At 65.2% G+C, this 21,405-nt stretch carries 17 protein-coding genes; 1 reads left to right on the plus strand and 16 read right to left on the minus strand.

Going from position 1 to position 21,405, the window contains the following annotated elements:
* Positions 1-142: 142 nt before the first annotated feature.
* The 5 genes from AB4061_RS23055 to AB4061_RS23075 form a co-directional block, all read right to left on the minus strand.
* Positions 143-973, minus strand: coding sequence for an MlaA family lipoprotein (locus AB4061_RS23055; RefSeq protein WP_441637846.1), 831 nt, complete (start codon positions 971-973; stop codon positions 143-145).
* A complete protein-coding gene (gene mlaD / locus AB4061_RS23060; RefSeq protein ID WP_043352390.1) occupies positions 970-1,497 on the minus strand; it encodes an outer membrane lipid asymmetry maintenance protein MlaD in 528 nt (175 codons plus the stop codon). Before mlaD ends, AB4061_RS23055 begins: the two co-directional genes overlap by 4 nt.
* 49 nt (positions 1,498-1,546) lie before the next feature.
* Positions 1,547-2,323, minus strand: coding sequence for a lipid asymmetry maintenance ABC transporter permease subunit MlaE (mlaE, locus tag AB4061_RS23065; protein WP_043350253.1), 777 nt, complete (start codon positions 2,321-2,323; stop codon positions 1,547-1,549).
* A complete protein-coding gene (locus AB4061_RS23070; protein ID WP_441637849.1) occupies positions 2,320-3,141 on the minus strand; it encodes an ABC transporter ATP-binding protein in 822 nt (273 codons plus the stop codon). The genes mlaE and AB4061_RS23070 overlap by 4 nt, the downstream gene beginning before the upstream one ends.
* Positions 3,142-3,293: 152 nt before the next feature.
* Positions 3,294-4,400 (minus strand): Bug family tripartite tricarboxylate transporter substrate binding protein, encoded by a 1,107-nt coding sequence (locus AB4061_RS23075; protein ID WP_441637851.1) that lies wholly within the window; start codon positions 4,398-4,400, stop codon positions 3,294-3,296.
* A gap of 229 nt (positions 4,401-4,629) precedes the next feature.
* On the opposite strand from AB4061_RS23075, the gene AB4061_RS23080 reads away from it, so the two are divergent.
* Positions 4,630-5,166 carry a GNAT family N-acetyltransferase gene (locus tag AB4061_RS23080; protein WP_441637853.1) on the plus strand — a complete coding sequence of 179 codons (537 nt, stop codon included), beginning with the start codon at positions 4,630-4,632 and terminating at the stop codon, positions 5,164-5,166.
* 93 nt (positions 5,167-5,259) lie between these two features.
* Here the strand turns inward: AB4061_RS23080 and AB4061_RS23085 are convergent, their stop codons facing one another.
* The 11 genes from AB4061_RS23085 to pilM all read right to left on the minus strand — a co-directional run bounded on the left by AB4061_RS23085 (position 5,260) and on the right by pilM (position 21,138).
* Positions 5,260-6,723 (minus strand): glutamate synthase subunit beta, encoded by a 1,464-nt coding sequence (locus tag AB4061_RS23085; RefSeq protein ID WP_441637855.1) that lies wholly within the window; start codon positions 6,721-6,723, stop codon positions 5,260-5,262.
* Positions 6,724-6,856: 133 nt separating this feature from the next.
* The gene (locus AB4061_RS23090; RefSeq protein ID WP_441637857.1) at positions 6,857-11,638 is read right to left on the minus strand and encodes a glutamate synthase-related protein; all 4,782 of its coding nucleotides are present in this window, start codon (positions 11,636-11,638) and stop codon (positions 6,857-6,859) included.
* Between the two features lie 379 nt (positions 11,639-12,017).
* Entirely contained in the window at positions 12,018-12,740 is a 723-nt protein-coding gene (locus AB4061_RS23095) for a transposase (RefSeq protein WP_441637859.1), read from the minus strand.
* A 131-nt stretch (positions 12,741-12,871) separates the two neighbouring features.
* A complete protein-coding gene (locus tag AB4061_RS23100) occupies positions 12,872-14,008 on the minus strand; it encodes a deoxyguanosinetriphosphate triphosphohydrolase (protein WP_441637861.1) in 1,137 nt (378 codons plus the stop codon).
* Positions 14,009-14,083: 75 nt separating this feature from the next.
* A complete protein-coding gene (gene aroB / locus AB4061_RS23105) occupies positions 14,084-15,190 on the minus strand; it encodes a 3-dehydroquinate synthase (protein ID WP_441637863.1) in 1,107 nt (368 codons plus the stop codon).
* Positions 15,177-15,791, minus strand: a complete 615-nt coding sequence (locus AB4061_RS23110; RefSeq protein WP_043350282.1) for a shikimate kinase — start codon at positions 15,789-15,791, stop codon at positions 15,177-15,179. Before AB4061_RS23110 ends, aroB begins: the two co-directional genes overlap by 14 nt.
* Positions 15,792-16,026: 235 nt before the next feature.
* Complete coding sequence (gene pilQ, locus AB4061_RS23115) at positions 16,027-18,195, minus strand: type IV pilus secretin PilQ (protein WP_441637865.1); 2,169 nt, start codon at positions 18,193-18,195, stop codon at positions 16,027-16,029.
* Positions 18,192-18,725, minus strand: coding sequence for a pilus assembly protein PilP (locus AB4061_RS23120; protein ID WP_441637867.1), 534 nt, complete (start codon positions 18,723-18,725; stop codon positions 18,192-18,194). The genes pilQ and AB4061_RS23120 overlap by 4 nt, the downstream gene beginning before the upstream one ends.
* Complete coding sequence (locus AB4061_RS23125) at positions 18,722-19,402, minus strand: type 4a pilus biogenesis protein PilO (RefSeq protein ID WP_441637869.1); 681 nt, start codon at positions 19,400-19,402, stop codon at positions 18,722-18,724. Before AB4061_RS23125 ends, AB4061_RS23120 begins: the two co-directional genes overlap by 4 nt.
* A 2-nt stretch (positions 19,403-19,404) precedes the next feature.
* Complete coding sequence (locus AB4061_RS23130) at positions 19,405-20,049, minus strand: PilN domain-containing protein (protein ID WP_441637871.1); 645 nt, start codon at positions 20,047-20,049, stop codon at positions 19,405-19,407.
* Positions 20,050-20,067: 18 nt separating this feature from the next.
* A complete protein-coding gene (gene pilM, locus AB4061_RS23135; RefSeq protein WP_441637873.1) occupies positions 20,068-21,138 on the minus strand; it encodes a type IV pilus assembly protein PilM in 1,071 nt (356 codons plus the stop codon).
* Positions 21,139-21,405: the final 267 nt, after the last annotated feature.

Below are 21,405 nucleotides of genomic sequence, written 5' to 3' on the forward strand. Positions count from 1 at the left end.
GGCACCAAGGCCGGCAATAGTCATGCGCCGAGTTGGAGTTCGGGCAAGGCCTGGGAGTTCGCGGTGCCGGAGCTTCCGGCACCACATTTTCATACTTTGTTGCACCACTCACAGCGGAGACACGAGCTGCGGCAGATCCCACTCAGCGCAAGCGGAAATTGCCGATATTGCCGGGCATCTGCACGGGTGGCGTGGGCAGCGCCTGGTTTTCCTGTGTGGCGTCCGGCGGCGGGCTGGTCGGCACGGTATCGTCGCTCTCCGGCGGGTTGCCGTCATAGATCTGGTACTCGCGGCGCTGCAGGTACGCGTCGCGCATGAAGGCGTACTTGTCGAGCGCTGCCATCTCGATCAGGCTCGTGGCGCCGAGCAGCGAAGCCCGGGTGTTGACGACACGCACCCCGAACAGCGAGTTGCGCAGCCACACGGGCTCGATATACGCCGATGGATCGATCTGGCGGTCGACCAGCATGCCAGTGGTATCGCGCACCGTGCTAGGCCCGAACAGCGGCAGCACCAGGTACGGACCGGCCGGCACACCCCATACGCCCAAGGTCTGGCCGAAGTCTTCCTTGTACTTCGGCAAGCCCGCCGGCGTGGCGATGTCGATCAGCCCGCCGATGCCCAGCACGCTGTTGATGGCCACGCGCATGGTGTCTTCCGCGGCGCGGGTGGGCTTGCCCTGAAGCAGGTTGTTGACGGCCGAGTAGACATCGCTGACGTTGGAGAAAGCGTTGTCGATCGCGGTGCGGATCGGCGACGGAACGTAATCTGCGTACACCTGGGCTACCGGGCGCAGCACGGTCCTGTCGACGGCGTCGTTGACCTTGAAGACTTCCCGGTTGAAGGGCTCGATAGGATCCTTCGGGTTGGCGGTCGGGCCAGTGGCGCAACCTGCCGCCAGCCATGCAACCGATGCTGCCAGCAAGCAGTTTCGTCCCACGCGCCAGCGCGCGGCAGCACGCCTGCCGGTCATTTCACCACCCCCGCTGCGCCGCTGGCGGCTCCAGCGGCAGCGCCGCCGGCATTGTTGCCACCCGCCCCCGCATCGGCGGCCTTGTTATACAGGAACTGCCCGATCAGGTTTTCCAGCACCACGGCCGACTGCGTCATGGTGATGCGCGAGCCCTCCGCCAGCATGGCGGTGTCGCCACCCGCCTCAAGGCCCAGGTACTGCTCCCCGAGCAAGCCCGAGGTCAGGATCTTGGCCGAGGTGTCCTTGGGAAACTGGTAGCGCTTTTCCAGGTTGAGCGTCACGGTCGCCTGGTAGGTCTTGTCGTCGAAGCGGATATCCGCCACGCGGCCCACCACCACGCCGGCGCTCTTCACCGGGGCGCGCGGCTTCAGGCCGCCGATGTTATCGAAGCGCGCCTGCACCGAGTAGGTGTCCTGGAACGACAGGGCGCTCATGTTGCCGGCCTTGAGCGCCAGGAACAGCAGCGCCACGAAACCCGCCACCACAAACAGCCCAACCCAGAAATCGAGTGTATTTCTTTTCATCTGCGTCTCTTCTTCAAGTACTCCGGCTCCGGCGACCGCACCGGCCAAGTCAGCTGAACATCAGCGCAGTCAGCAGGAAATCCAGCGCCAGCACCGCCAGCGAGGCAATCACCACGGTGCGCGTGGTGGCACGCGACACGCCTTCCGGCGTCGGCTTGGCCTGATAGCCCTGGTACAGCGCTATAAACGTCACCGCGACGCCAAAAATGAAGCTCTTTATGACGCCGTTGAGCACGTCATTGCGAACATCCACCCCGTTTTGCATCTGCGACCAGAACGCGCCCGCGTCCACGCCGATCATCTGCACCCCGACCACATAGCCGCCCAGGATGCCAACGGCGCTGAAAATCGCCGCCAGCACCGGCATGGCGACCACGCCAGCCCAGAAGCGCGGCGCGATCACGCGCTGCAGCGGATTGACCGCCATCATTTCCATGGCGGTGAGTTGCTCACCCGCCTTCATCAGGCCGATCTCGGCGGTCAGTGACGTGCCGGCGCGGCCGGCGAACAGCAGCGCCGTCACCACCGGGCCCAGTTCGCGCACCAGCGACAGCGCCACCAGCAGCCCCAGCGCCTGCTCGGAGCCGTAGCGATTTAGCGTGTAATAGCCCTGCAAACCCAGCACGAAGCCGACAAACAGGCCTGAAACCGCAATGATCACCAGCGACAGGTTGCCGACAAAGAAAATCTGGTCGCTCACCAGCCGGAAGCGGCGCAGCAGCGCCGGAGACATCGCCAGTACCGTGAAAAACATGCGCGTGGCATGACCCAGGCCGCTGACCGACTGCCGCACCGCGGAGCCGATGCTCGTGAAAAATCCCATCATCGTCCGGCCCCGCTCACGAAGTCCTCGGCCAGCGACGGCCCCGGATAGTGGAACGGGACCGGGCCGTCAGGCTCGGCATGGACGAACTGGTGCACGAAGGGATCCGTCGAGGCACGCAGGGCCTCGGGCTCGCCTTCGGCGGCAATGCGGCCATTGGCAATGAAATAGACGTAGTCGGCGATGAGAAAGGTCTCGTTGACGTCGTGCGACACGATGATGGTAGTGGCCCCCAGCGCGTCGTTCAGGCTGCGGATCAGGCGCGCGGTCAGGCCCAGCGAGATCGGGTCGAGGCCGGCAAAAGGCTCGTCGTACATCAGCAGGGCTGGATCGAGCGCGATCGCGCGGGCCAGCGCCACCCGGCGCGCCATGCCGCCGGAGATCTCCGCCGGCATCAGCTCGCGCGCGCCGCGCAGGCCGACGGCATTGAGCTTCATCAGCACCAGGTCGCGGATCATCGACTCGGGCAAGTCGGTATGTTCACGCAACGGGAAGGCAACGTTATCGAACACGGAGAGATCGGTAAACAACGCGCCAAACTGGAACAGCATGCCCATCTGCCGCCGCACGGCGTACAGGTCATTGCGGTCGAGGGCCGGGATATTGGCGCCGTTGAAGAGCACCTGGCCGCTCTGCGGCCTGACCTGGCCGCCGATCAGGCGCATCACGGTGGTCTTGCCGCAGCCGGAGCCGCCCATGACGGCCACCACCTTGCCACGCGGGAAGCGCATGCTAAGGCCCGACAGGATTGGCTTGCCGCCCGCCGCATAGGCGAAATCGACAGATTGGAGCTCGACGAGGTTTGAGGCGGAATCGGTCACGTTGGCACCGTGTTAGGCAGTCCGCCATTATAAGGGCTACTACCTAGCGCTGCCCGAGGCAGTGTGGCGCAATCCACATCCACTCAACGCAAATAATTGTTTCGTCACATTTGAGTTGCGGACTTCGGACATCTCTGCCAAAAAAGAGAGACTTAAGGCTCAGTTGGCCCACCAGTTTGCCGCAAGATGACCTGCCACTGGATCGACTCCGACCGGATCGCCGTCGCAAAGGCTTCCGGCGAATCGCGCAACGGCGTCAGGCCCGCCGCCAGCAGGCGATCCCGCACCTCGCGCTCACCCATGACGCCGTCCAGCTCGCTGGCGATCCGCGCCACGATGACATGCGGGGTCTTGGCCGGGGCAATGACGCCGTACCAGGCTCCCGCGCCATAGCCATCCACCCCCGACTCCTGCAGCGTGGGCACCGTGGGCGCCAGTTGCGAACGCGCCACACCAGTCACGCCGAGCAGGCGCAAATTGCCGCTCTTGACCTGGGCCTGCACGGAAGCAAACGCGCAGAAGCAAGCGCTGACGCGCCCGGCCAGCATCTCCTGCACCACCGCCGCCTCGCCCTTGGCCGTAACCAGCGGCACCCCGTTCGGCACACCATGCACAGCGTATTGGGCATAAAGATGCGAGGGGCTGCCGGCCTGGCCGGAGCCGTAGCTGTAGGATCCCGGACTGGCATTGACCGCAGCGAGCCATTGCTGCGGCGTGCGCATCGGCAGGCGCGCATCGATCACCAGGAACAGCGGCATGGTCGCGACCCGCGCCACCGGCGTGAAGTCGCGCACTACGTCATAAGGCACCGGCTCCAGGCCCGGCTGGATCAGCATGGTGGCCTGGTGGAACAGCAAGGTATGCCCGTCGGAACTGGCCTTGGCCACCACGTCTCCCGCCGTGGTGCCGCCCGCACCGGGCCGGTTGTCGACGTCGACCGGCACGCCCAGACGTACCGCCAGGCGCTCGGCCAGCAGGCGCGCCACGGCATCCGGCACGCCGCCGGCCGGAAAAGGCACGATCAGGCGAATGGGGCGGACGGGAAACGATATCGGGCGCGCAAACGCTGCCGACGCCGGGGTAGCCGGCATGGAGGCCGGCCGGGCCAGGCCGGGCCCGCTCGCGGCAAGCAGCAGGGCAGCGAGGCACAGCGGCTGCCAGACGTGCAGAAACAACTGCAGACAAGCCGGCATGGCAGCGGGGTGAAGCAACTTCGCCTTACCTCGCCAAAGCCGCGAAACAATGCGCACTTCGGACATCAATTCCTCCGGGCCACTGGCATCGCCGTGGCGTCTTGATCGGCTGAAAAGGGATTAGCGAGGCAGTCTTTGTGTACTTTGTTTTAATTGTCAGGTCATTCTACGAAGAATGCCCAGCACCGCACAGACCACGTTAACCATAGCCGGGACAACCCTGTAAGCACGGCTGGGCGCGGGTCTCCGGACATCCAGGGCGCCCCTGGCCCGACGCCGCCTATAATCGCCCGTCATGCGTGAATACACTCCTAGGCCCATGCTGGCCACCGACCTGCCCGCCGTGCTGGAAATCCAGGCCCAGTGCTATCGCGGCATGCTGCTCGAGTCCGCTGCGGCCCTCGGCAGCCGCCTGGCGCTGTCGCCCGCCACTTGCTGGGTGGCCGCCGGCCCGGATGGCGAGCTGGCAGCCTATCTGTTTACCCACATGTGGCCCCAGGACAGCCTGCCGGCACTCGACGGCGTGCTGGAGCGGCATTGGGTCCGCGATGGTGAGCCGGCCAGCATGCTGACCTGGTTCGTGCACGATATGGCGGTGGCGCCCGCCGGTCAGGGCCGCGGCCTGGCGCCAATGCTCTACGCCGCGGCCCATGCGGCCGCGCTCGATGCCGGATTGCGCTCATCGCGGCTGGTCGCCGTGCAATCGGCTGCGGCATGGTGGCGCAGACTCGGGTACGCGAATCTGACGCCTGCCAGCGCTGCCCTGTCCGCCAAACTGTCGGCTTACGGCGACGACGCCGTGCTGATGGGCCGTACGCTGCAGCCAGGCTGAGCGCGCCGCTATAAAAAAAACCGCCCGGCTTGCGCGGGGCGGGTCTTGTGGCGCGAGCAACGCGTCACGGCATCAGCAAAGCCATGGCACAGATCAGCGCGGCAGCTCGGAATGCCCCATCAGGAAGGCATCGACCGAACGCGCGGCCTGGCGGCCTTCGCGGATCGCCCACACCACCAGCGACTGGCCGCGGCGTACGTCGCCAGCGGCGAACACCTTGGGCACGTTGGTGTGATAAGCGCGATCGCCTTCGGTGCTGGCACGGGCGTTCTTGCGCGCATCGGTATCCACGCCGAAAGCGGAGAGCAGCGAGCCCACCGGGTTGGTGAAGCCCATGGCCAGCAGCACGAGGTCCGCCTTAAGGATGAACTCGCTGTCCGGCACTTCCTGCATCTTGCCGTCCTTCCATTCGACGCGGCAGGCCTTGAGCGCGGTGATCTTGCCGTTCTCACCAATGAACTCCTTGGTGGCAACCGACCAGTCGCGGTTGCAGCCTTCGTCGTGCGAGGACGAGGTGCGCAGCTTGATCGGCCAGTACGGCCACACCAGCGCCTTGTTCTCTTCTTCCGGCGGCTGCGGCAGCAGCTCGAACTGGATGATCGATTCCGCGCCGTGGCGGTTCGACGTACCCACGCAGTCGGAGCCGGTATCGCCGCCACCGATCACGATCACGTGCTTGCCATCGGCGCGCAGCGCGTTGGGCTCGTCGCCGGCCACTTCCTTGTTCTGCGGGATCAGGAATTCCAGCGCGTAATGGATGCCGTCGAGGTCGCGCCCCGGGACCGGCAGGTCGCGCGGCACTTCGGAGCCACCCGCCAGCACCACGGCGTCGAACTGGTCTTGCAGAGCCTGCGCCGAGATGGTTTCACGCGCATAGTTCTTGATGCCCGCCGGCAGTTCGCCGTCGGTCACCATCACGCCGGCACGGAAGGTCACGCCCTCGGCCTGCATCTGTTCCATGCGGCGGTCGATCAGCCACTTCTCAAGCTTGAAGTCGGGGATGCCATAGCGCAGCAGGCCACCGATGCGGTCGTTCTTCTCGAACACGGTCACGTCGTGCCCGGCGCGCGCCAGCTGCTGGGCGACGGCCATGCCGGCGGGGCCGGAGCCGACCACGGCAACGGTCTTACCGGTCTTGTGCTTGGGCGGCTGCGGGGCAACCCAGCCTTCTTCCCAGGCCTTGTCGATGATGGCGTGCTCGATCGACTTGATGCCGACCGGTGCTTCATTGATGCCCAGCGTACAGGCAGCTTCGCACGGTGCCGGGCAGATGCGGCCGGTAAATTCGGGGAAGTTGTTGGTCTGGTGCAGCACCTCGATCGCCGACTTCCAGTCCTGGCGATACACCAGGTCGTTGAAGTCAGGGATGATGTTGTTGACCGGGCAACCGTTATTGCAGAACGGGATACCGCAGTCCATGCAGCGCGCGCCCTGGATCTTCGCTTCGCTGTCGGACAGCGCGAATACGAATTCCTTGTAGTGCTTCACGCGCTTGGTTACGGGCTCGTAACCTTCGTTCTGGCGCGGAAATTCGAGAAAGCCAGTCGCCTTACCCATGTTGCGTCCTTGGTCATGCTGAGCGGCACCGGCGCATGCGCCGGCCCCGCTGTGAGGTCAGTATCTTGTGAGGCCGGCGCGAATCCGCGACAGCGCTCATGCTTGGTCGGGCTCGCTGCCCTGCCCTTGGGGCTCAGGCGGCGATGGCTTCCCGGTCGCTGTCTTTCGCTTCCTGCTCCTTGGCGTACATCTCGCCCAGTGCGCGCTTGTACTCGGTCGGGAAGACCTTGACGAACTTGCGGCGTGCCGTGGTCCAATCGGCCAGCAATGCCTTGGCGCGCTCTGAGCCCGTGAAGCGGAAATGCTGCTCGATCAAGCCCTTGAGGATGATTTCGTCAAGCTGGCGCTGCCCGTCCATCTTGTGCCAGGAAGCGGGCGACTGGCCCTTCTCCTGGTCGGCCGCGGCCAGCACCGTTTCCAGTGCCACCATCGAAGTGTTGCAGCGCTTGTCGAACAGGCCGTCCTCGTCGTAGACATAGGCCATGCCGCCCGACATGCCGGCCGCGAAGTTGCGCCCGGTGCCGCCCAGCACCACCACGGTGCCGCCGGTCATGTACTCGCAGCCATGGTCGCCCGTGCCTTCCACCACCGCGGCCGCGCCGGAGTTGCGCACCGCGAAGCGCTCGCCTGCCACGCCGTTGAAGAAGGCTTCGCCGGCAATCGCGCCGTACAGCACGGTGTTGCCCACGATGATGTTGCGTGTCGGGTCGCCGCGGAACTCATGCGGAGCGCGCACGATCACGCGGCCGCCGGACAGGCCCTTGCCCACGTAGTCGTTGCCGTCGCCCACCAGGTCCAGCGTGATGCCGTGCGCCAGGAACGCGCCGAAGGACTGGCCGGCGGTGCCTTGCAACTGGATGTGGATGGTGTCGTCAGGCAGGCCTTCATGGCCGTACTGCTTGGCCACCACGCCCGAGAGCATCGCGCCGACGGTACGGTTGACGTTCTTCACCGGCTGGATGAACGACACGCGCTCACCCTTGTCGATGGCCAGGCGAGCCTTGGCGATCAGCACGTGGTCCAGCGCCTTGCCGGCTTCCAGCGACAGGCCATGGTCCTGCACGTCGGTGTGGAAGCGCGGCAGCTCGGCGGGGAACGGAGCCTGGTAGAACACGCGGGTGAAATCGAGGCCGCGCGCCTTCCAGTGCTCGATGCCGGGCTTGGTGTCGAGCAGGTCGGCGCGGCCGATCAGCTCGTCGAACGTGCGGATGCCCAGTTGCGCCATGATCTCGCGGGCTTCTTCGGCGATGAAGAAGAAGAAGTTCACCACGTGCTCAGGCTTGCCCTGGAATTTCGCGCGCAGCGCCGGATCCTGCGTGGCCACGCCCACCGGGCAGGTGTTCAGGTGGCACTTGCGCATCATGATGCAGCCTTCGGCCACCAGCGGTGCGGTAGCGAAGCCGAACTCGTCGGCGCCCAGCAGCGCACCGATGACAACGTCGCGGCCGGTCTTCATCTGGCCGTCGGCCTGCACGCGGATACGGTTGCGCAAGCCGTTGAGCATCAGCGTCTGCTGCGTCTCGGCCAGGCCCAGCTCCCACGGCGTGCCGGCGTGCTTGATCGACGACAGCGGCGAAGCGCCGGTGCCGCCGTCATGGCCGGCGATCACCACGTGATCGGCCTTGGCCTTGGCCACACCCGCGGCCACGGTGCCCACGCCCACTTCGGACACGAGCTTGACCGAGATATCGGAGGCCGGGTTGACGTTCTTCAGGTCGTGGATCAGCTGCGCCAGATCCTCGATCGAGTAGATGTCATGGTGCGGAGGCGGCGAGATCAAGCCCACGCCCGGCACCGAGTAACGCAGCTTGCCGATGTAGTCGGAGACCTTGTGGCCGGGCAGCTGGCCGCCTTCGCCGGGCTTGGCGCCCTGTGCCATCTTGATCTGGATCTGGTCGGCGGACGCCAGGTATTCGGCGGTCACGCCGAAACGGCCCGAGGCCACCTGCTTGATCTTCGAGCGCAGCGAGTCGCCAGCCTGCAGTTCCTGGTCGCGCACCACGGCTTCGGTGCCCAGCAGGCCCTGCAGCGTGTCGCCTTGCTTGATGGGGATGCCGCGCAGCTCGTTGCGGTAGCGGTTCGCGTCCTCGCCACCTTCACCAGTGTTGGACTTGCCGCCGATGCGGTTCATCGCGACCGCCAGCGTGGCGTGGGCTTCGGTGGAGATCGAGCCCAGCGACATGGCGCCGGTGGCAAAGCGCTTGACGATCTCCTTGGCCGGTTCCACTTCTTCCAGCGCAATGGCGCGGGCCGGATCGACCTTGAACTCGAACAGGCCGCGCAGCGTCATGTGACGGCGGCTCTGGTCGTTGATGATATTGGCGTATTCCTTGTACGTCTGGTATGCGCCCTTGCCGTCGTCGGCGCGCACGGCGTGCTGCAGCTTGGCCACCGAATCCGGGGTCCACATATGCGCTTCGCCGCGAACGCGGTAGGCGTACTCGCCGCCGGTCTCCAGCATGGTGTCCAGCACCGGGTTGTCGCCGAAGGCGTCCTGGTGCAGGCGCAGCGCTTCCTCGGCCACCTCGAAGATGCCGATGCCTTCGACGTTCGTTGCGGTGCCGTGGAAGTACTTCTGCACCAGCTCGCGCGACAGGCCGATGGCTTCGAAGATCTGCGCACCGGTGTACGACATGTAGGTGGAGATGCCCATCTTGGACATCACCTTCTGCAGGCCCTTGCCGATCGCCTTGACGAAGTTCTTGACCGCCTTCTCGGGCGACAGGTCGCCGGACAGGCCTTGTGCCATGTCGCCCAGCGTTTCCATCGCCAGGTACGGGTGCACGGCTTCGGCGCCATAGCCGGCCAGCAGCGCAAAGTGATGCACCTCGCGCGCCGTGCCGGTTTCCACCACCAGGCCGGCCGAGGTACGCAGGCCCTTGTCCACCAGGTGGTGGTGGATGGCGGACGTTGCCAGCAGCGCGGGGATGGCCACGTGCTCCGCATCGACGCGGCGGTCCGACACGATCAGGATGTTGTAGCCCGAGCGCACGGCATCCACGGCTTCCGCGCACAGCGAGGCCAGGCGGGCTTCGATGCCTTCCTTGCCCCAAGCCTGCGGGTAGCAGATGTTCAGTTCATACGAACGGAACTTGCCGCCGGTGTAGTGCTCGATATTGCGGATCTTGGCGATGTCCTTGAAGTCCAGCACGGGCTGGGACACTTCGAGGCGCATCGGCGGGTTGATGTTGTTCAGCTCGAGCAGGTTGGGCTTGGGTCCGATGAAGGACACCAGCGACATCACCATGTTCTCGCGGATCGGGTCGATCGGCGGGTTGGTGACCTGGGCGAAGAGCTGCTTGAAGTAGTGGTACAGCGTCTTGTTCTTGGACGACAGCACGGCCAGCGGGCTGTCATTGCCCATCGAGCCGGTGGCTTCCTCGCCGGCCAGCGCCATCGGCGCCATCAGGAACTTGACGTCTTCCTGCGTATAGCCGAAGGCTTGCTGGCGATCCAGCAGGCGGGCGTCCGGCTTCTTCTCGGCAGCCACGTCCTCGGGCTTGGCATCCAGCTCGTCGAGCTTGATGCGCACGGCGTCGATCCAGCTCTTGTAGGGCTTGGCGTTGGCCAGGTTGTCCTTGAGTTCCTTGTCGTCGATGATGCGGCCTTGCTCCATGTCGATCAGGAACATCTTGCCCGGCTGGAGGCGCCATTTCTGCACGATGCGCGACTCGGGGAACGGCAGCACGCCGGCTTCCGAAGCCAGCACCACGATGTCGTCCTCGGTCACGTAGAAACGTGCCGGGCGCAGGCCGTTACGGTCCAGCGTGGCGCCGATCTGGCGGCCATCGGTGAAGCAGATCGCGGCAGGGCCGTCCCACGGCTCCATCATGGCAGCGTGGTATTCGTAGAAGGCACGGCGGTTGTCGTCCATCATGGTGTGCTGTTCCCAGGCTTCCGGGATCATCATCATCATGGCGTGGACGAGCGGGTAGCCGGCCATCGTCAGCAGTTCGAGGCAGTTGTCGAACGATGCCGTGTCCGACTGGCCGGGATAGATCAGCGGCCACAGCTTGGGCAGGTCGTCGCCCAGCACCGGCGACGAGATCGCGCCGGTCCGCGCGTTGACCCAGTTCACGTTGCCCTTGACCGTGTTGATTTCACCGTTGTGGGCGACCATGCGGTACGGGTGGGCCAGTTCCCAGGCCGGGAAGGTGTTGGTGGAGAAGCGCTGGTGCACCAGGGCCAGGGCCGAGACGGCGCGCGGGTCCTGCAGGTCCAGGTAGTACTCGCCGACTTGCGTTGCCAGCAGCAGGCCCTTGTACACGACCGTGCGCGCCGACATCGACGGCACGAAATATTCCTTGCCGTGCTTGAGCTTGAGCGCCTGGATGGCGTGGCTGGCGGTCTTGCGGATCACGTAGAGCTTACGTTCCAGCGCGTCCGTGGTCATGATGTCGCGGCCACGACCAATGAAGATCTGGCGGATTACCGGCTCGGTGGTGCGCACCGTCGGCGACATCGGCATGGCGGCGTCCACCGGCACGTCGCGCCAGCCCAGCACGACCTGGCCTTCCAGGCGCACGGTGCGCTCGAGTTCTTGCTCGCAGGCCAGGCGGGAGGCGTGCTCCTTCGGCAGGAAGATCATGCCCACGCCGTACTCGCCGGACGGCGGCAGGGTCACGCCCTGCTTGGCCATGTCTTCGCGGTAGAACTGGTCCGGGATCTGGATCAGGATACCGGCACCGTCGCCCATCAGCGCATCGGCGCCGACCGCGCCGCGGTGATCCAGGTTTTCCAGGATCTTCAGCCCTTGCTGGACGATCTCATGGCTCTTCTTGCCCTTGATATGGGCAACCATGCCAACGCCGCAGGCGTCTTTTTCATTGGCGGGGTCGTACATGCCCTGGGCTTGCGGACGCGAGGCAGGCGCGTGCGTGGCGGCGGCAGACTCTGCGGCCTGCGCTTGGGCCATCGTTTGCTTTGATTGGGATTGCGATTGGTCCACGGGCTTGATTCCGGTGAGGGCTGCGAGCCAGCAAGGCAGACCGGAACGGGGACCGCACTCTTCCACCGGGGCCGGTTGAAAACCGGGGACGGGGAACCAGAGAGACAGCGGGGCCGCAGCGGCGTACACAGGCGTGACGCGCCGCACAATGAATGTGGGTGGAGGAACTATAAAAGAATCGTACGCGTCCCGCAAAATTTTTAAATGGGGTCAGATCATATTTAGTCTCGCACCACAACAGGGATGGTCTTTATTTGGGGACAGATAAAAAATGGTGCATCGCGGGGCGTGCATTATTGATCTCGCCGCAGTCAAGCGCGCAACGCTTCACACGCACGGCCCGAGGCTAGATCGTGTCCGGCTCGGACTCCCTGTCCATTGCGGACCGGCCCGCCGGGCGGCCCTTGGGCAACGGCTGCACGCGCCGCCCACCCTGTCGCTCCAGTTGGGCAAGGAAGGCCGCGTCACCCAGAGGCCAGCCGCTATGCGCATGGCTGCGAAGCGTGGCCAGGGTCATCGACGACAGCCCCTCCGCAGTGACCGCGCGGTAGTTGGATTGCCGCTCGAACGGCGTATTGCCTAGCGCCCAGTACGCAGAGTGATCGCTCACAAAGGGGCTGGCCTCGATGCCGGCATGGTGGCGATAGCTGCTCCATCGATCCCCTTCGGCCGAGATCACCTCGCCGGCACGCACGGCGTTGCCCTCCACGTACTGCATGGCCGGCAGCATCCAGGCGGCAGGATCGAACACCGCCGAGCGAAAGCGGCCATCCCACAGCGTGCCGGTACGGCCCGCGACCCGGTTGAAATAGCGCGCGTAGCGGCGCCCCACCGCTTGCATGGTGAGACTGAGCGAATCGGCATGCCGGGGGGTCGCCACGAGATGGACATGATTCGGCCGCAGGGCGTAGGCGTGGATAGCCAGGTCGTGCTCCCGCGCGGCCATGCGCAGGCAGTCCAGGTAGTGGAGATAGTCATCGGCGCCATGGAAGACGGGCTGACGATTGTTGCCGCGTTGCAACACCAGTGCCGGCAGCGAAGCCGGGGAGAAACGAGGAAGTCGGGCCATGATGGGCGAGGAGGTTCGGCGATACGTGCTTGCCGGTCGGATGGCATCAAACGAATGCGATGTCCGATGATAGCCTAGCCGCAGCCTGATCCGTCCCCAATTTTCCCGCTGGCCGTGTTGGCCTAGCTGCCCTAACTGCCCTCGTCGACCGCAAAGATGCGGCGGTGCTCCCGGATCGCATAGCGGTCGGTCATGCCGGCGATGTAGTGCGAGATCAGCCGGGACGGGTCGCGGCCTTGCCCCGCCTGGTACTGCGGCGGCAACAGGCGCGGATCCGCCATGAACACATCGAACAGGTCGGTGATGATGCGCTGGGCCTTGGCGGACATGCGCATCACCAGGTAATGGCGATAGAGATGGCGGAACAGGAAACGCTTGAGCGCCGCCGCCTCCTCTCGCACCGGCGCGCTGAAGGCCACCAGCGGGCCTGCAGCCCGCACGGCCTCGATATTGCGCGGGTTGGCTGCGGCGATGTTCTGGCTGGTGGTTTCGATCAGATCGACGATCAGCGTGTTGATCATGCGGCGCACGGTCTCGTTGATCACACGCCGCCCGTTGATACCGGGAAACGCTGCCATCGCCTCGGCGCGGTGGCGGCCCCACATCGGCACTTCGTCCATCTGCTCAAGCGTGAGCAGCCCGGAGCGCAGGCCGTCGTCGATATCGTGGTTGTTGTAGGCGATTTCGTCGGCCAGGTTGGCCAGCTGGGCCTCCAGCGAGGGCTGCGTCCCCTCCAGAAAGCGCCGGCCCAGCTCGCCAAGCGCAGAGGCATTGACGCGCGAGCAATGCTTGAGCACGCCCTCACGCGTCTCGAACGTCAGGTTGAGCCCGTTGAAGCCGCCATAGCGCTCCTCCAGCTCATCCACCACCAGCAGGCTCTGCAGGTTGTGCTCGAAGCCCCCGTGGTTCTTCATGCAGTTGTTCAGCGCATCCTGGCCGGCATGGCCAAAGGGCGTGTGGCCGAGGTCGTGCGCCAGCGAGATGGCTTCGACCAGGTCCTCGTTCAAGCGCAGGTTGCGGGCGATGGAGCGGGCGATCTGCGCCACTTCCAGGCTATGGGTGAGTCGGGTGCGGAACAGGTCACCTTCATGATTGACGAAGACCTGGGTCTTGTACTCGAGCCGCCGGAAGGCTGTGCTGTGGATGACGCGGTCGCGGTCGCGCTGGAATTCCGTGCGCGAGGACGAGGCCGGTTCGGCATGCACCCGCCCAAGGGTCTGCGCGGAGCGGGCGGCATAGGGAGCAAGATGGCTTTCGAGGTCGGTCATGCGGCAATCCGGTCAGGCGTCCGGCCGGGTGGCGGTGCGCCGCCCGGCCGGCGTTGCAAGGCACAACCGATCGCCTCAGGCGACCGGCGCCTCGGTAGGCGGCCTGAGCACCGCGTGCTGCAAGGTAGCGCGCAGGTCAGGGTCTGGCACGGTGGTGATGAAGGCTTCGCCCAGTTTCCTGAGCAGGATGAACTTGATGCTGCCGGCTTCTGCCTTCTTGTCCACTTTCATCAGTTCGATGTAGCGGTCGGTGCCCAGTTCCGGCGCGACCACCGGCAGCATGGCGGCGCGGATAAGGTGCACCACGCGCGCGCGCGTTTCGGTGTCGATGAAGCCGAGCCGGTGCGACAGGTCTGCCGCCATCACCATACCGCAACCCACGGCCTCGCCGTGCAGCCACTCGCCGTAGCCCATGCCAGCCTCGATCGCGTGGCCGAAGGTGTGGCCAAAATTAAGCATGGCGCGCAGGCCGCCCTCGCGCTCGTCCTGGGCCACCACGGCGGCCTTGATCTCGCATGAGCGCTTGACCGCCAGTGCCATGATGTCCGGGTCGCAGGCGTTGAGCGCGCGGATATTGCGCTCGATCCAGCCGAAATACTCGGCATCGGCCATGGCGCCATGCTTGATCACCTCGGCCAGGCCCGCCGCGAGCTCGCGCTCCGGCAGCGTGCGCAGGGTGTCGATGTCGGCAATCACCGCATTAGGCTGGTGGAAGGCGCCGATCATGTTCTTGCCGAGCGGGTGATTGATGCCAGTCTTGCCGCCCACCGACGAATCCACCTGCGAGAGCAGGGTTGTGGGCACCTGCACGAACGGCACGCCGCGCATGTAGCAGGCAGCGGCAAACCCGGTCATGTCGCCCACCACGCCGCCGCCCAGGGCGATCAGCGTGGTCTTGCGGTCGGCGCCCGCACTGAGCAGCGCGTCGAAGATCAGGTTGAGCGTTTCCCACTGCTTGAAGGCCTCGCCGTCGGGCAAGGTCACGGTGCGCACCGTCTTGCCGAGCGCCGCCAGGCTAGCCTGGACGCGGGCGGCGTACAACGGCCCTACGGTCTCATTGGTGACGATGACGGCGTGCTGGCCACGCACATGGGGGCGGAACAAGTCGGTCTGGTCGAGCAGGCCGGTGCCGATATGGATGGGGTAGCTGCGCTCCCCGAGGCTGACTTCAAGGGTGATCATTGTGATTCTGGTCCTGCGCCGGGAGGTTGTCCGCGCACTCGCCGTCGGCCCCTTCGGGTTCTTCGGCGGCAACGGTGAAACCGGCCATTTCAAGTTGCATCAACACCATATTAGCAAGCTGCGCTACCGAAGGCTTGCCGGTTTCGATGATGAAATCCGCCACCTCGCGGTAAAGCGGGTCGCGCTCGCCATAGAGCGTTTCCAGGCGTCCCTTGGGGTCTTCGGTCTGCAGCAGCGGGCGATTGCGGTCGTGGCGGGTGCGCAGCCACAGGTCGTGCGGGCTGGCGCGCAGGTAGACCACGGTGCCGCGCGCCTTCAGGTGAGCGCGATTCTCCGGGCGCAGCACGGCGCCGCCGCCGGTGGCCAGCACGATGCCGCGGCGCTGGGTGAGCTCGTCGATCGCCTGCGCCTCGCGGTCGCGAAAGCCCGCTTCGCCCTCGTGCTCGAAGATGATCGGGATACGCACGCCGCAACGCGCCTCGAGTTCGTGATCCGAATCGAAGAACGGGTAATTCAGGCGCCGGGCCACGGTGCGGCCGACGGTGGTCTTGCCGGCCCCCATCAGGCCGACAAAGAAAAGGTTCGGGCGGGTGACTGTCACTGGCGTGTCGGGCGGGAGCCGGGTCTCTGGCCGGCCCTCGCGGTGGAAAACTGCATCATCTTCTTATGTTGGGACGATCCGGGCAAGTGGCGAGGCGCAATCGGCACAAGGAAATCCGCCTTGCGCGCCTGCCACATGCACCCCCGCCCAATCTCTCTAGCCCGCCTGGACAATAAAAAAAGCCGCATCGGAACGATGCGGCCTGTCAGTCTACTGCATCCGGCGCGAGCGGGCGCTATTTCAGCGACACGCTGTCGTTGAGCACGCGCGGCGTCAGGAACACCAGCAGCTCGGTCCGGTTGTTGACCTTGGCGTTGTCCTTGAACAGGTTGCCGAGGATCGGGATATCCCCCAGAAATGGCACCTTGTTCACATTGGTGGACTCGGTCTGGCTATAGATGCCGCCAATCACCACGGTGCCACCGTTCTCCACCAGCACCTGCGTCTGCACGTGCTTGGTGTCGATGGCGAAGCCCGAGGTGGTCTGAATGCCCACGCTGTCCTTGTTGACGTCGACATCCAGCAGCACATTGCCTTCCGGCGTGATCTGCGGCGTGACTTCCAGCTTCAGGTTGGCCTTGCGGAACTGCACCGAGGTGGCGCCACTGGAGGTGGCTGCCTGGTAGGGCAACTCCGTGCCTTGCTCGATCAGCGCCTTGATATTGTTGGCGGTCACCACGCGCGGGCTGGAGATGATCTTGCCCCGCCCGTCCGCTTCCAGCGCGGACAGCTCGAGCGCCAGGAAACGGCCGGCCGTGTTGCTGAACAGGCTGACCGCGACCGAGCCCGGGTTGACACCGTTGATCGCCGCAGCCGGCAGGCTCAGCGCCGGGCCGTTGTCCCAGGTTGCGTTCTGCGTCACCGGGCTGACCACATTGGTGTAGGTGTTGCCGTAGCCGGCGCCCGCCGTCTTGGAGGCAAAGCCCAGCTTGACGCCCAGGTTGCGGCTGAAGGTATCGTTGGCCTCGACGATGCGCGCCTCGATGATGACCTGGCGCACCGGGATGTCGATCTTGCCGAGGAAGCTCTGCACCTCTTCGAGCTTGGTCGCGATATCGGACACGAACAGCTGGTTGGTACGGGGATCCGCCGTCAGCGAGCCGCGCTTGGACAGCATGCGGGTATTGCTGGCCGCCGCGCCGCCTATGCCGCCCACCGCCGGGACCGCGCCCACGCTGCCCAGCGCGCCCGCGCCGCCGACGCCCGTCGCGGCCAGCCCGAGCAGCATGCGCCGCACGTCTTCGGCACGCTGGTAGTTGAGCTGGAACACCTGGCTGCGGATCGGCTCGAGGTCATTGATCTGCTGCTGCGATTCGAGCTCGAGCTTTTCCTTGGTGGCCAGCTCGGCCTTGGGCGCCACCCACAGCACGTTGCCGTTGCGGCGCGAGGCCAGTCCCTTGGCATCGAGCACGATCTGCAGCGCCTGGTCCCAAGGCACATCCTTCAGGCGCAGCGTCAGATTGCCCTGCACGCTTTCGCTGGTGATGATGTTGAGGTTGGTGAAATCAGCAAACACCTGCAGCAGCGAGCGGATGTCGATGTTCTGGAAGTTCAGCGAGAGCCGCTCGCCGCGGAAGCCTGCTCCGCTGATCAGCTTGGCCGGATCTTCCTTGACCGGGCGCACCTCCACCACGAACTGCGTATCGGTCTGGTAGGAGCTGTACTCCCAGTTGCCGCGCGGCTCGATGGTGAGGCGGGTGCTGCCGTTGTTGTCGCTCGCGCGCATGCCCTGCACCGGCGTGCCGAAATCCGTCACGTCAAAGCGCCTGCGCATGCCATCGGGCAGCGACGTATTGAGGAAATCGACCACCACGTTCTGGCCCTGCTGCGCGATATTGATGCCGGAATCGCGCGAGGAAAGATCCACCACGATGCGGCCTGCGCCATCCTGGCCGCGGCGGAAATCGATATTGCGCACGGTCGGCCGCGTCGCCGGCATTGCCGGCGCCTGCGCCGAGCTGGGCGCGAACGTCGGCACTGCCGCACGGGCGGTCGGGGCGACATTGTCGAGCAGCACCACGAACAGGTTGCCGCGCACCTCGGTGCGGTAGCTGGCGACGCGGGTCAGGTCGAGGATCACACGGGTGCGATCGCCGATCTGGACCACATTGGCGCTCTTGAGCAGCTTGCCGCCGAAGTCATATTGCGCCCGCCCGGCCGCGAAGCCGGTATCGAGAAAATCGATGGCGAGCTTGGGCGGATTCTGCGTGGTGAAGTCGGCCGGCTTTTGCGCCGGCGGCCCCTGCATCTCGACCGTGAATACGGTCTGCTCGCCCACCGTGGAGGCGTCGACACGCTTGATGGCGTTGCCCGGCGTTGGTTGCGCCAACGCAACCGGCGTGGCCAATACCAGTGTCATCATTGCGGCGCCCGCAAGCGCCCGGTACCAGCGACCCATGATCATGCCGACCCCTCCAGCTTCAGGCTGGTCATTTTCTCTTTCCACTCGGCTACCCCTTCCCGGACCAATTCGCGCAACACGATCTCCTGATCGTTGATGCGGACCACCCGGCCGTAGTTCTGGCCGAGATACTGCCCCACCTTGACGTGGTGGATCTTGTTATCTACCTGCACGACGCCGTAGGTCTCGCCACTCTTCTTCATGGCGCCCAGCATCTTGAAGTTCTCCAGCGGGAAATCCTCCAGCGGCTCGCGCCGGCGACCGGATTCCGGCGACTCGGACAGGACCCGGTTCAGGTCGCCGATCTTGTTCTGGGCAAAGGGCTCGGGCGCGCTGCGGCCCTCGTAGTCGCGCGGCACGTAAGGCTTGGGCTCGGGCAGCGGCGCCGGCGGCGGCGCCTTGGCAGCCTGGGCTTGCGCCATCCACAGGCGCAGGCCGTCTTCCTCGCTGCCCCCGCAGGCCGCCAACAGCGCGGCGCCGATCAGCGCGCAAGCGCAGGCACACAGGCGCGAAGCGTGGATCGCTGGCATCATTTCTTTGCTCCCGCAGCCGTATTGGCCGCCGCGGCTTCCGCCTTGCGCTGCGCCGCCTGTTCGTCAGGGTCCAGCGCGCGGTAGGCCATGGCCGTGGCTTCCATCGTCAGCCCGCCATCCTTGCCTGTGGTGAACTGCAGCCCCTGCATCGAGACAATGCGCGAGAGCGCAGCAACATCGGCGTTGAACTGGGCCACGTCGTGGTAACGGCCGGTGACCTTCAGGTTGACCGGGATCTCTGCAAAGTAGGACTTGATCACGGCGGGTTGCGGCTTGAACAACTCGAACTGCAGGCCGCGCGCCACGCCGGCGTGATTGACGTCTGCCAGCAGCGCGTCCATCTCGGTCTTGTTGGGCAACTGGCGCTCGACCAGCGCCACGCGCTGCTCCACTTCCGCCTTTTGCTTGCGCAGCGCATCCAGGTTGGCCACTTGCGCCACCTTGCTCATGTAGGACTGCTTCAGCGTGTCCTGCTCGGCATGCCGGCGATCGAGATCCTCGAGCTTGCCGCTCCAGTAGAACTGCCAGCCCAGCAGCAGCACCAGCACCGCAGCCAGCACCGCGAACAGCACGCGCGGGGCGGCCGGCCAGGTTTCCGGCTCATTGAAGTTCAGGCCACGGAACTGCGCGGTGAGATCGTTCAGCGTGGCGAGCGAGATTTCGCTATTGAGTGCCATGGTCAGCCCTTTCCGCCTGCTGGCGCACTCGCGCCGGCGGGGCCGGCCTTGCCCTTCTTGCCATCCCCCGGCGCTTCCGGCGCACGGTAGGCGAAGCGCATGGAGAAATCGAACAGGCGCCGCTGCTCGCGCAGGTTGTTGGTCATCATCACGGCCTTGGATTCGCCCAGCTCGGCCTTGTCCAGCCACTGCACCTGGCTAAGGTTGCGCAGCAACTCCGATACGCGCTCGTTCGACTGCGCGATGCCGGTCACGGTAAAGGCGTCTCCGGTCTGCTTGAGGGTGGTCAGGTACACGCCTTCGGGCACTTGGCGCACCAGCTCCTCCAGCAGTTGCACGGGACGGTTGCGCTCGTTCTGCAGGCCCTCGATGGCCTTCTGCCGCTGCAGCAGCCCTTCGATATCCTTGCGCAGCGTATTGACCTCGCGGATCTGCCCGTCCATGCGGTTGTTCTCCGCCAGGAGCACCTGGTTCAGGCGGGACACGGCATCGACGCGGTGATCGATATACATGCCGCCCAGCAGCACCACCAGCGCGCCGGCGCCGGCCGCGCCGCCCAGCAGGGCATAGACCTTCTTGCGCCGCGAGGCCCTGCGGGCTTCGTGGTAAGGCAGCAGATTGACTGTCGGGATCGAATTGGTAGTCATGCGGCTTCCCTCGCTGGCTTACTGCAGGCCGCGCAGCGCAAGCCCGGCGCTCACGATGTAGGCCGGCAGGTCGCGCTGCAGATAGCGCTCGTTGACCTTGACGGCTGTCATCATGTTGGCAAAGGGGTTGGCCAGCGTGGTGGTGATCTCGGTTTGCTGCTCGATCGCGCCTTGCACGCCGATCAGCGACGCATGGCCGCCGGAGAGCAGGATCTCGTCGACCCTGCCGATGCTCGAAGCTGACAGGAAGTTGCGCACGGCGCCTTGCACCTCCACCGCCAGCGCCTCCAGGGAGGGCTTGAGCAACTGGGTGCGCCAGGCTTCAGGCAGCGTATTCTTGCGCTTCTTGATCTCGGCCTTGAGCGCGTCCAGCGTAAACATGCGCGCCGCGCTCTGGGTGAGCTGGTCGCCGTAGCTGTTGAGCGGCTGCTCGTAGAGCTCTTTCCAGCCTTGGTAGAAGATCGCCTTGGAGCGGCTGCCGCCAAGGTGGATCACGGCCACCACGGGCAGTTCCTTGGCGTCGGTGGCGCTGATGTCGGCGGACACGCCCAGCATCTGCACCACGGAGCGCTGCACCGCGTATTCCTCGACGTCCATTACGTGCGGCTTGAGTCCGGCCATTTCGGCGGCGGTCACGCGCTCCTGCACACGGTCGCTGTTAGCCGCGGTAACGCGCACGCCGATGCCGCCCTCGGTTTCGCTGGGGCCGATCACGGCAAAGTCGAAATTGACGGCCTGCGACGGCGGATAGAGGCGATGCGCCTCGGATTCCACCTGGACGTAAAGCTCGTCCTCGGACAGGTTGTCCGGCAGGCTGACGGTCTGCGATTCGGTCAGCATCGAAGGCACGCCGAGCACCACCTCCTTGGTGCGGATGCCGGCTTTGCCGAGGGCGCGCTTCAGAGCGATGCCAACGGCTTCGATATTGACCACGTTGCCATCGGCAACGGCATTACGGTCCAGCAGTTCGCTGGCACATTTTTCCAGCCGATAGTCGTTGTTGCCACTGCCCACGGACAGCTCGACTACCTTAACGCTGGACGACCCGATGTCAACGCCGACCGTCGTACGGCGCAACAACCCCGACAAGATGCCTCGCCGCAAGGTGACCCCCTGACCGTTGAACTCGCCTTGGCTTGGTTGCTCTAATTTGGCGAGTCTGTATTGTTTCTTGGATGAAACGTTTTGCTCTTTTAGTTGGTGGATTCTCACCAAAAAACGGGGCGCTGGCAATGTGCCGGTTTGACCACGATTGCTTTTCATCAACACCCCTCGCAAAGCGTTGCCAAAATCCCACGGTGCCCCTCGCCCTACCCGCCTCGCCCATCTTTTCGTTTCATGCAGATCTCAATCCCA

This window comes from Cupriavidus sp. YAF13 (assembly GCF_052113425.1).
Classification (GTDB): domain Bacteria; phylum Pseudomonadota; class Gammaproteobacteria; order Burkholderiales; family Burkholderiaceae; genus Cupriavidus.

Bases quoted from the DNA above. Each gene is read 5' to 3' on its own strand.
- AB4061_RS23055 (WP_441637846.1), bottom strand. From the start codon at position 973: ATGACCGGCAGGCGTGCTGCCGCGCGCTGGCGCGTGGGACGAAACTGC.
- mlaD (WP_043352390.1), bottom strand. From the start codon at position 1,497: ATGAAAAGAAATACACTCGATTTCTGGGTTGGGCTGTTTGTGGTGGCG.
- mlaE (WP_043350253.1), bottom strand. From the start codon at position 2,323: ATGATGGGATTTTTCACGAGCATCGGCTCCGCGGTGCGGCAGTCGGTC.
- AB4061_RS23075 (WP_441637851.1), bottom strand. From the start codon at position 4,400: ATGTCCGAAGTGCGCATTGTTTCGCGGCTTTGGCGAGGTAAGGCGAAG.
- AB4061_RS23080 (WP_441637853.1), top strand. From the start codon at position 4,630: ATGCGTGAATACACTCCTAGGCCCATGCTGGCCACCGACCTGCCCGCC.
- AB4061_RS23085 (WP_441637855.1), bottom strand. From the start codon at position 6,723: ATGGGTAAGGCGACTGGCTTTCTCGAATTTCCGCGCCAGAACGAAGGT.
- AB4061_RS23090 (WP_441637857.1), bottom strand. From the start codon at position 11,638: ATGGCCCAAGCGCAGGCCGCAGAGTCTGCCGCCGCCACGCACGCGCCT.
- AB4061_RS23095 (WP_441637859.1), bottom strand. From the start codon at position 12,740: ATGGCCCGACTTCCTCGTTTCTCCCCGGCTTCGCTGCCGGCACTGGTG.
- AB4061_RS23100 (WP_441637861.1), bottom strand. From the start codon at position 14,008: ATGACCGACCTCGAAAGCCATCTTGCTCCCTATGCCGCCCGCTCCGCG.
- aroB (WP_441637863.1), bottom strand. From the start codon at position 15,190: ATGATCACCCTTGAAGTCAGCCTCGGGGAGCGCAGCTACCCCATCCAT.
- pilQ (WP_441637865.1), bottom strand. From the start codon at position 18,195: ATGATCATGGGTCGCTGGTACCGGGCGCTTGCGGGCGCCGCAATGATG.
- AB4061_RS23120 (WP_441637867.1), bottom strand. From the start codon at position 18,725: ATGATGCCAGCGATCCACGCTTCGCGCCTGTGTGCCTGCGCTTGCGCG.
- AB4061_RS23125 (WP_441637869.1), bottom strand. From the start codon at position 19,402: ATGGCACTCAATAGCGAAATCTCGCTCGCCACGCTGAACGATCTCACC.
- AB4061_RS23130 (WP_441637871.1), bottom strand. From the start codon at position 20,049: ATGACTACCAATTCGATCCCGACAGTCAATCTGCTGCCTTACCACGAA.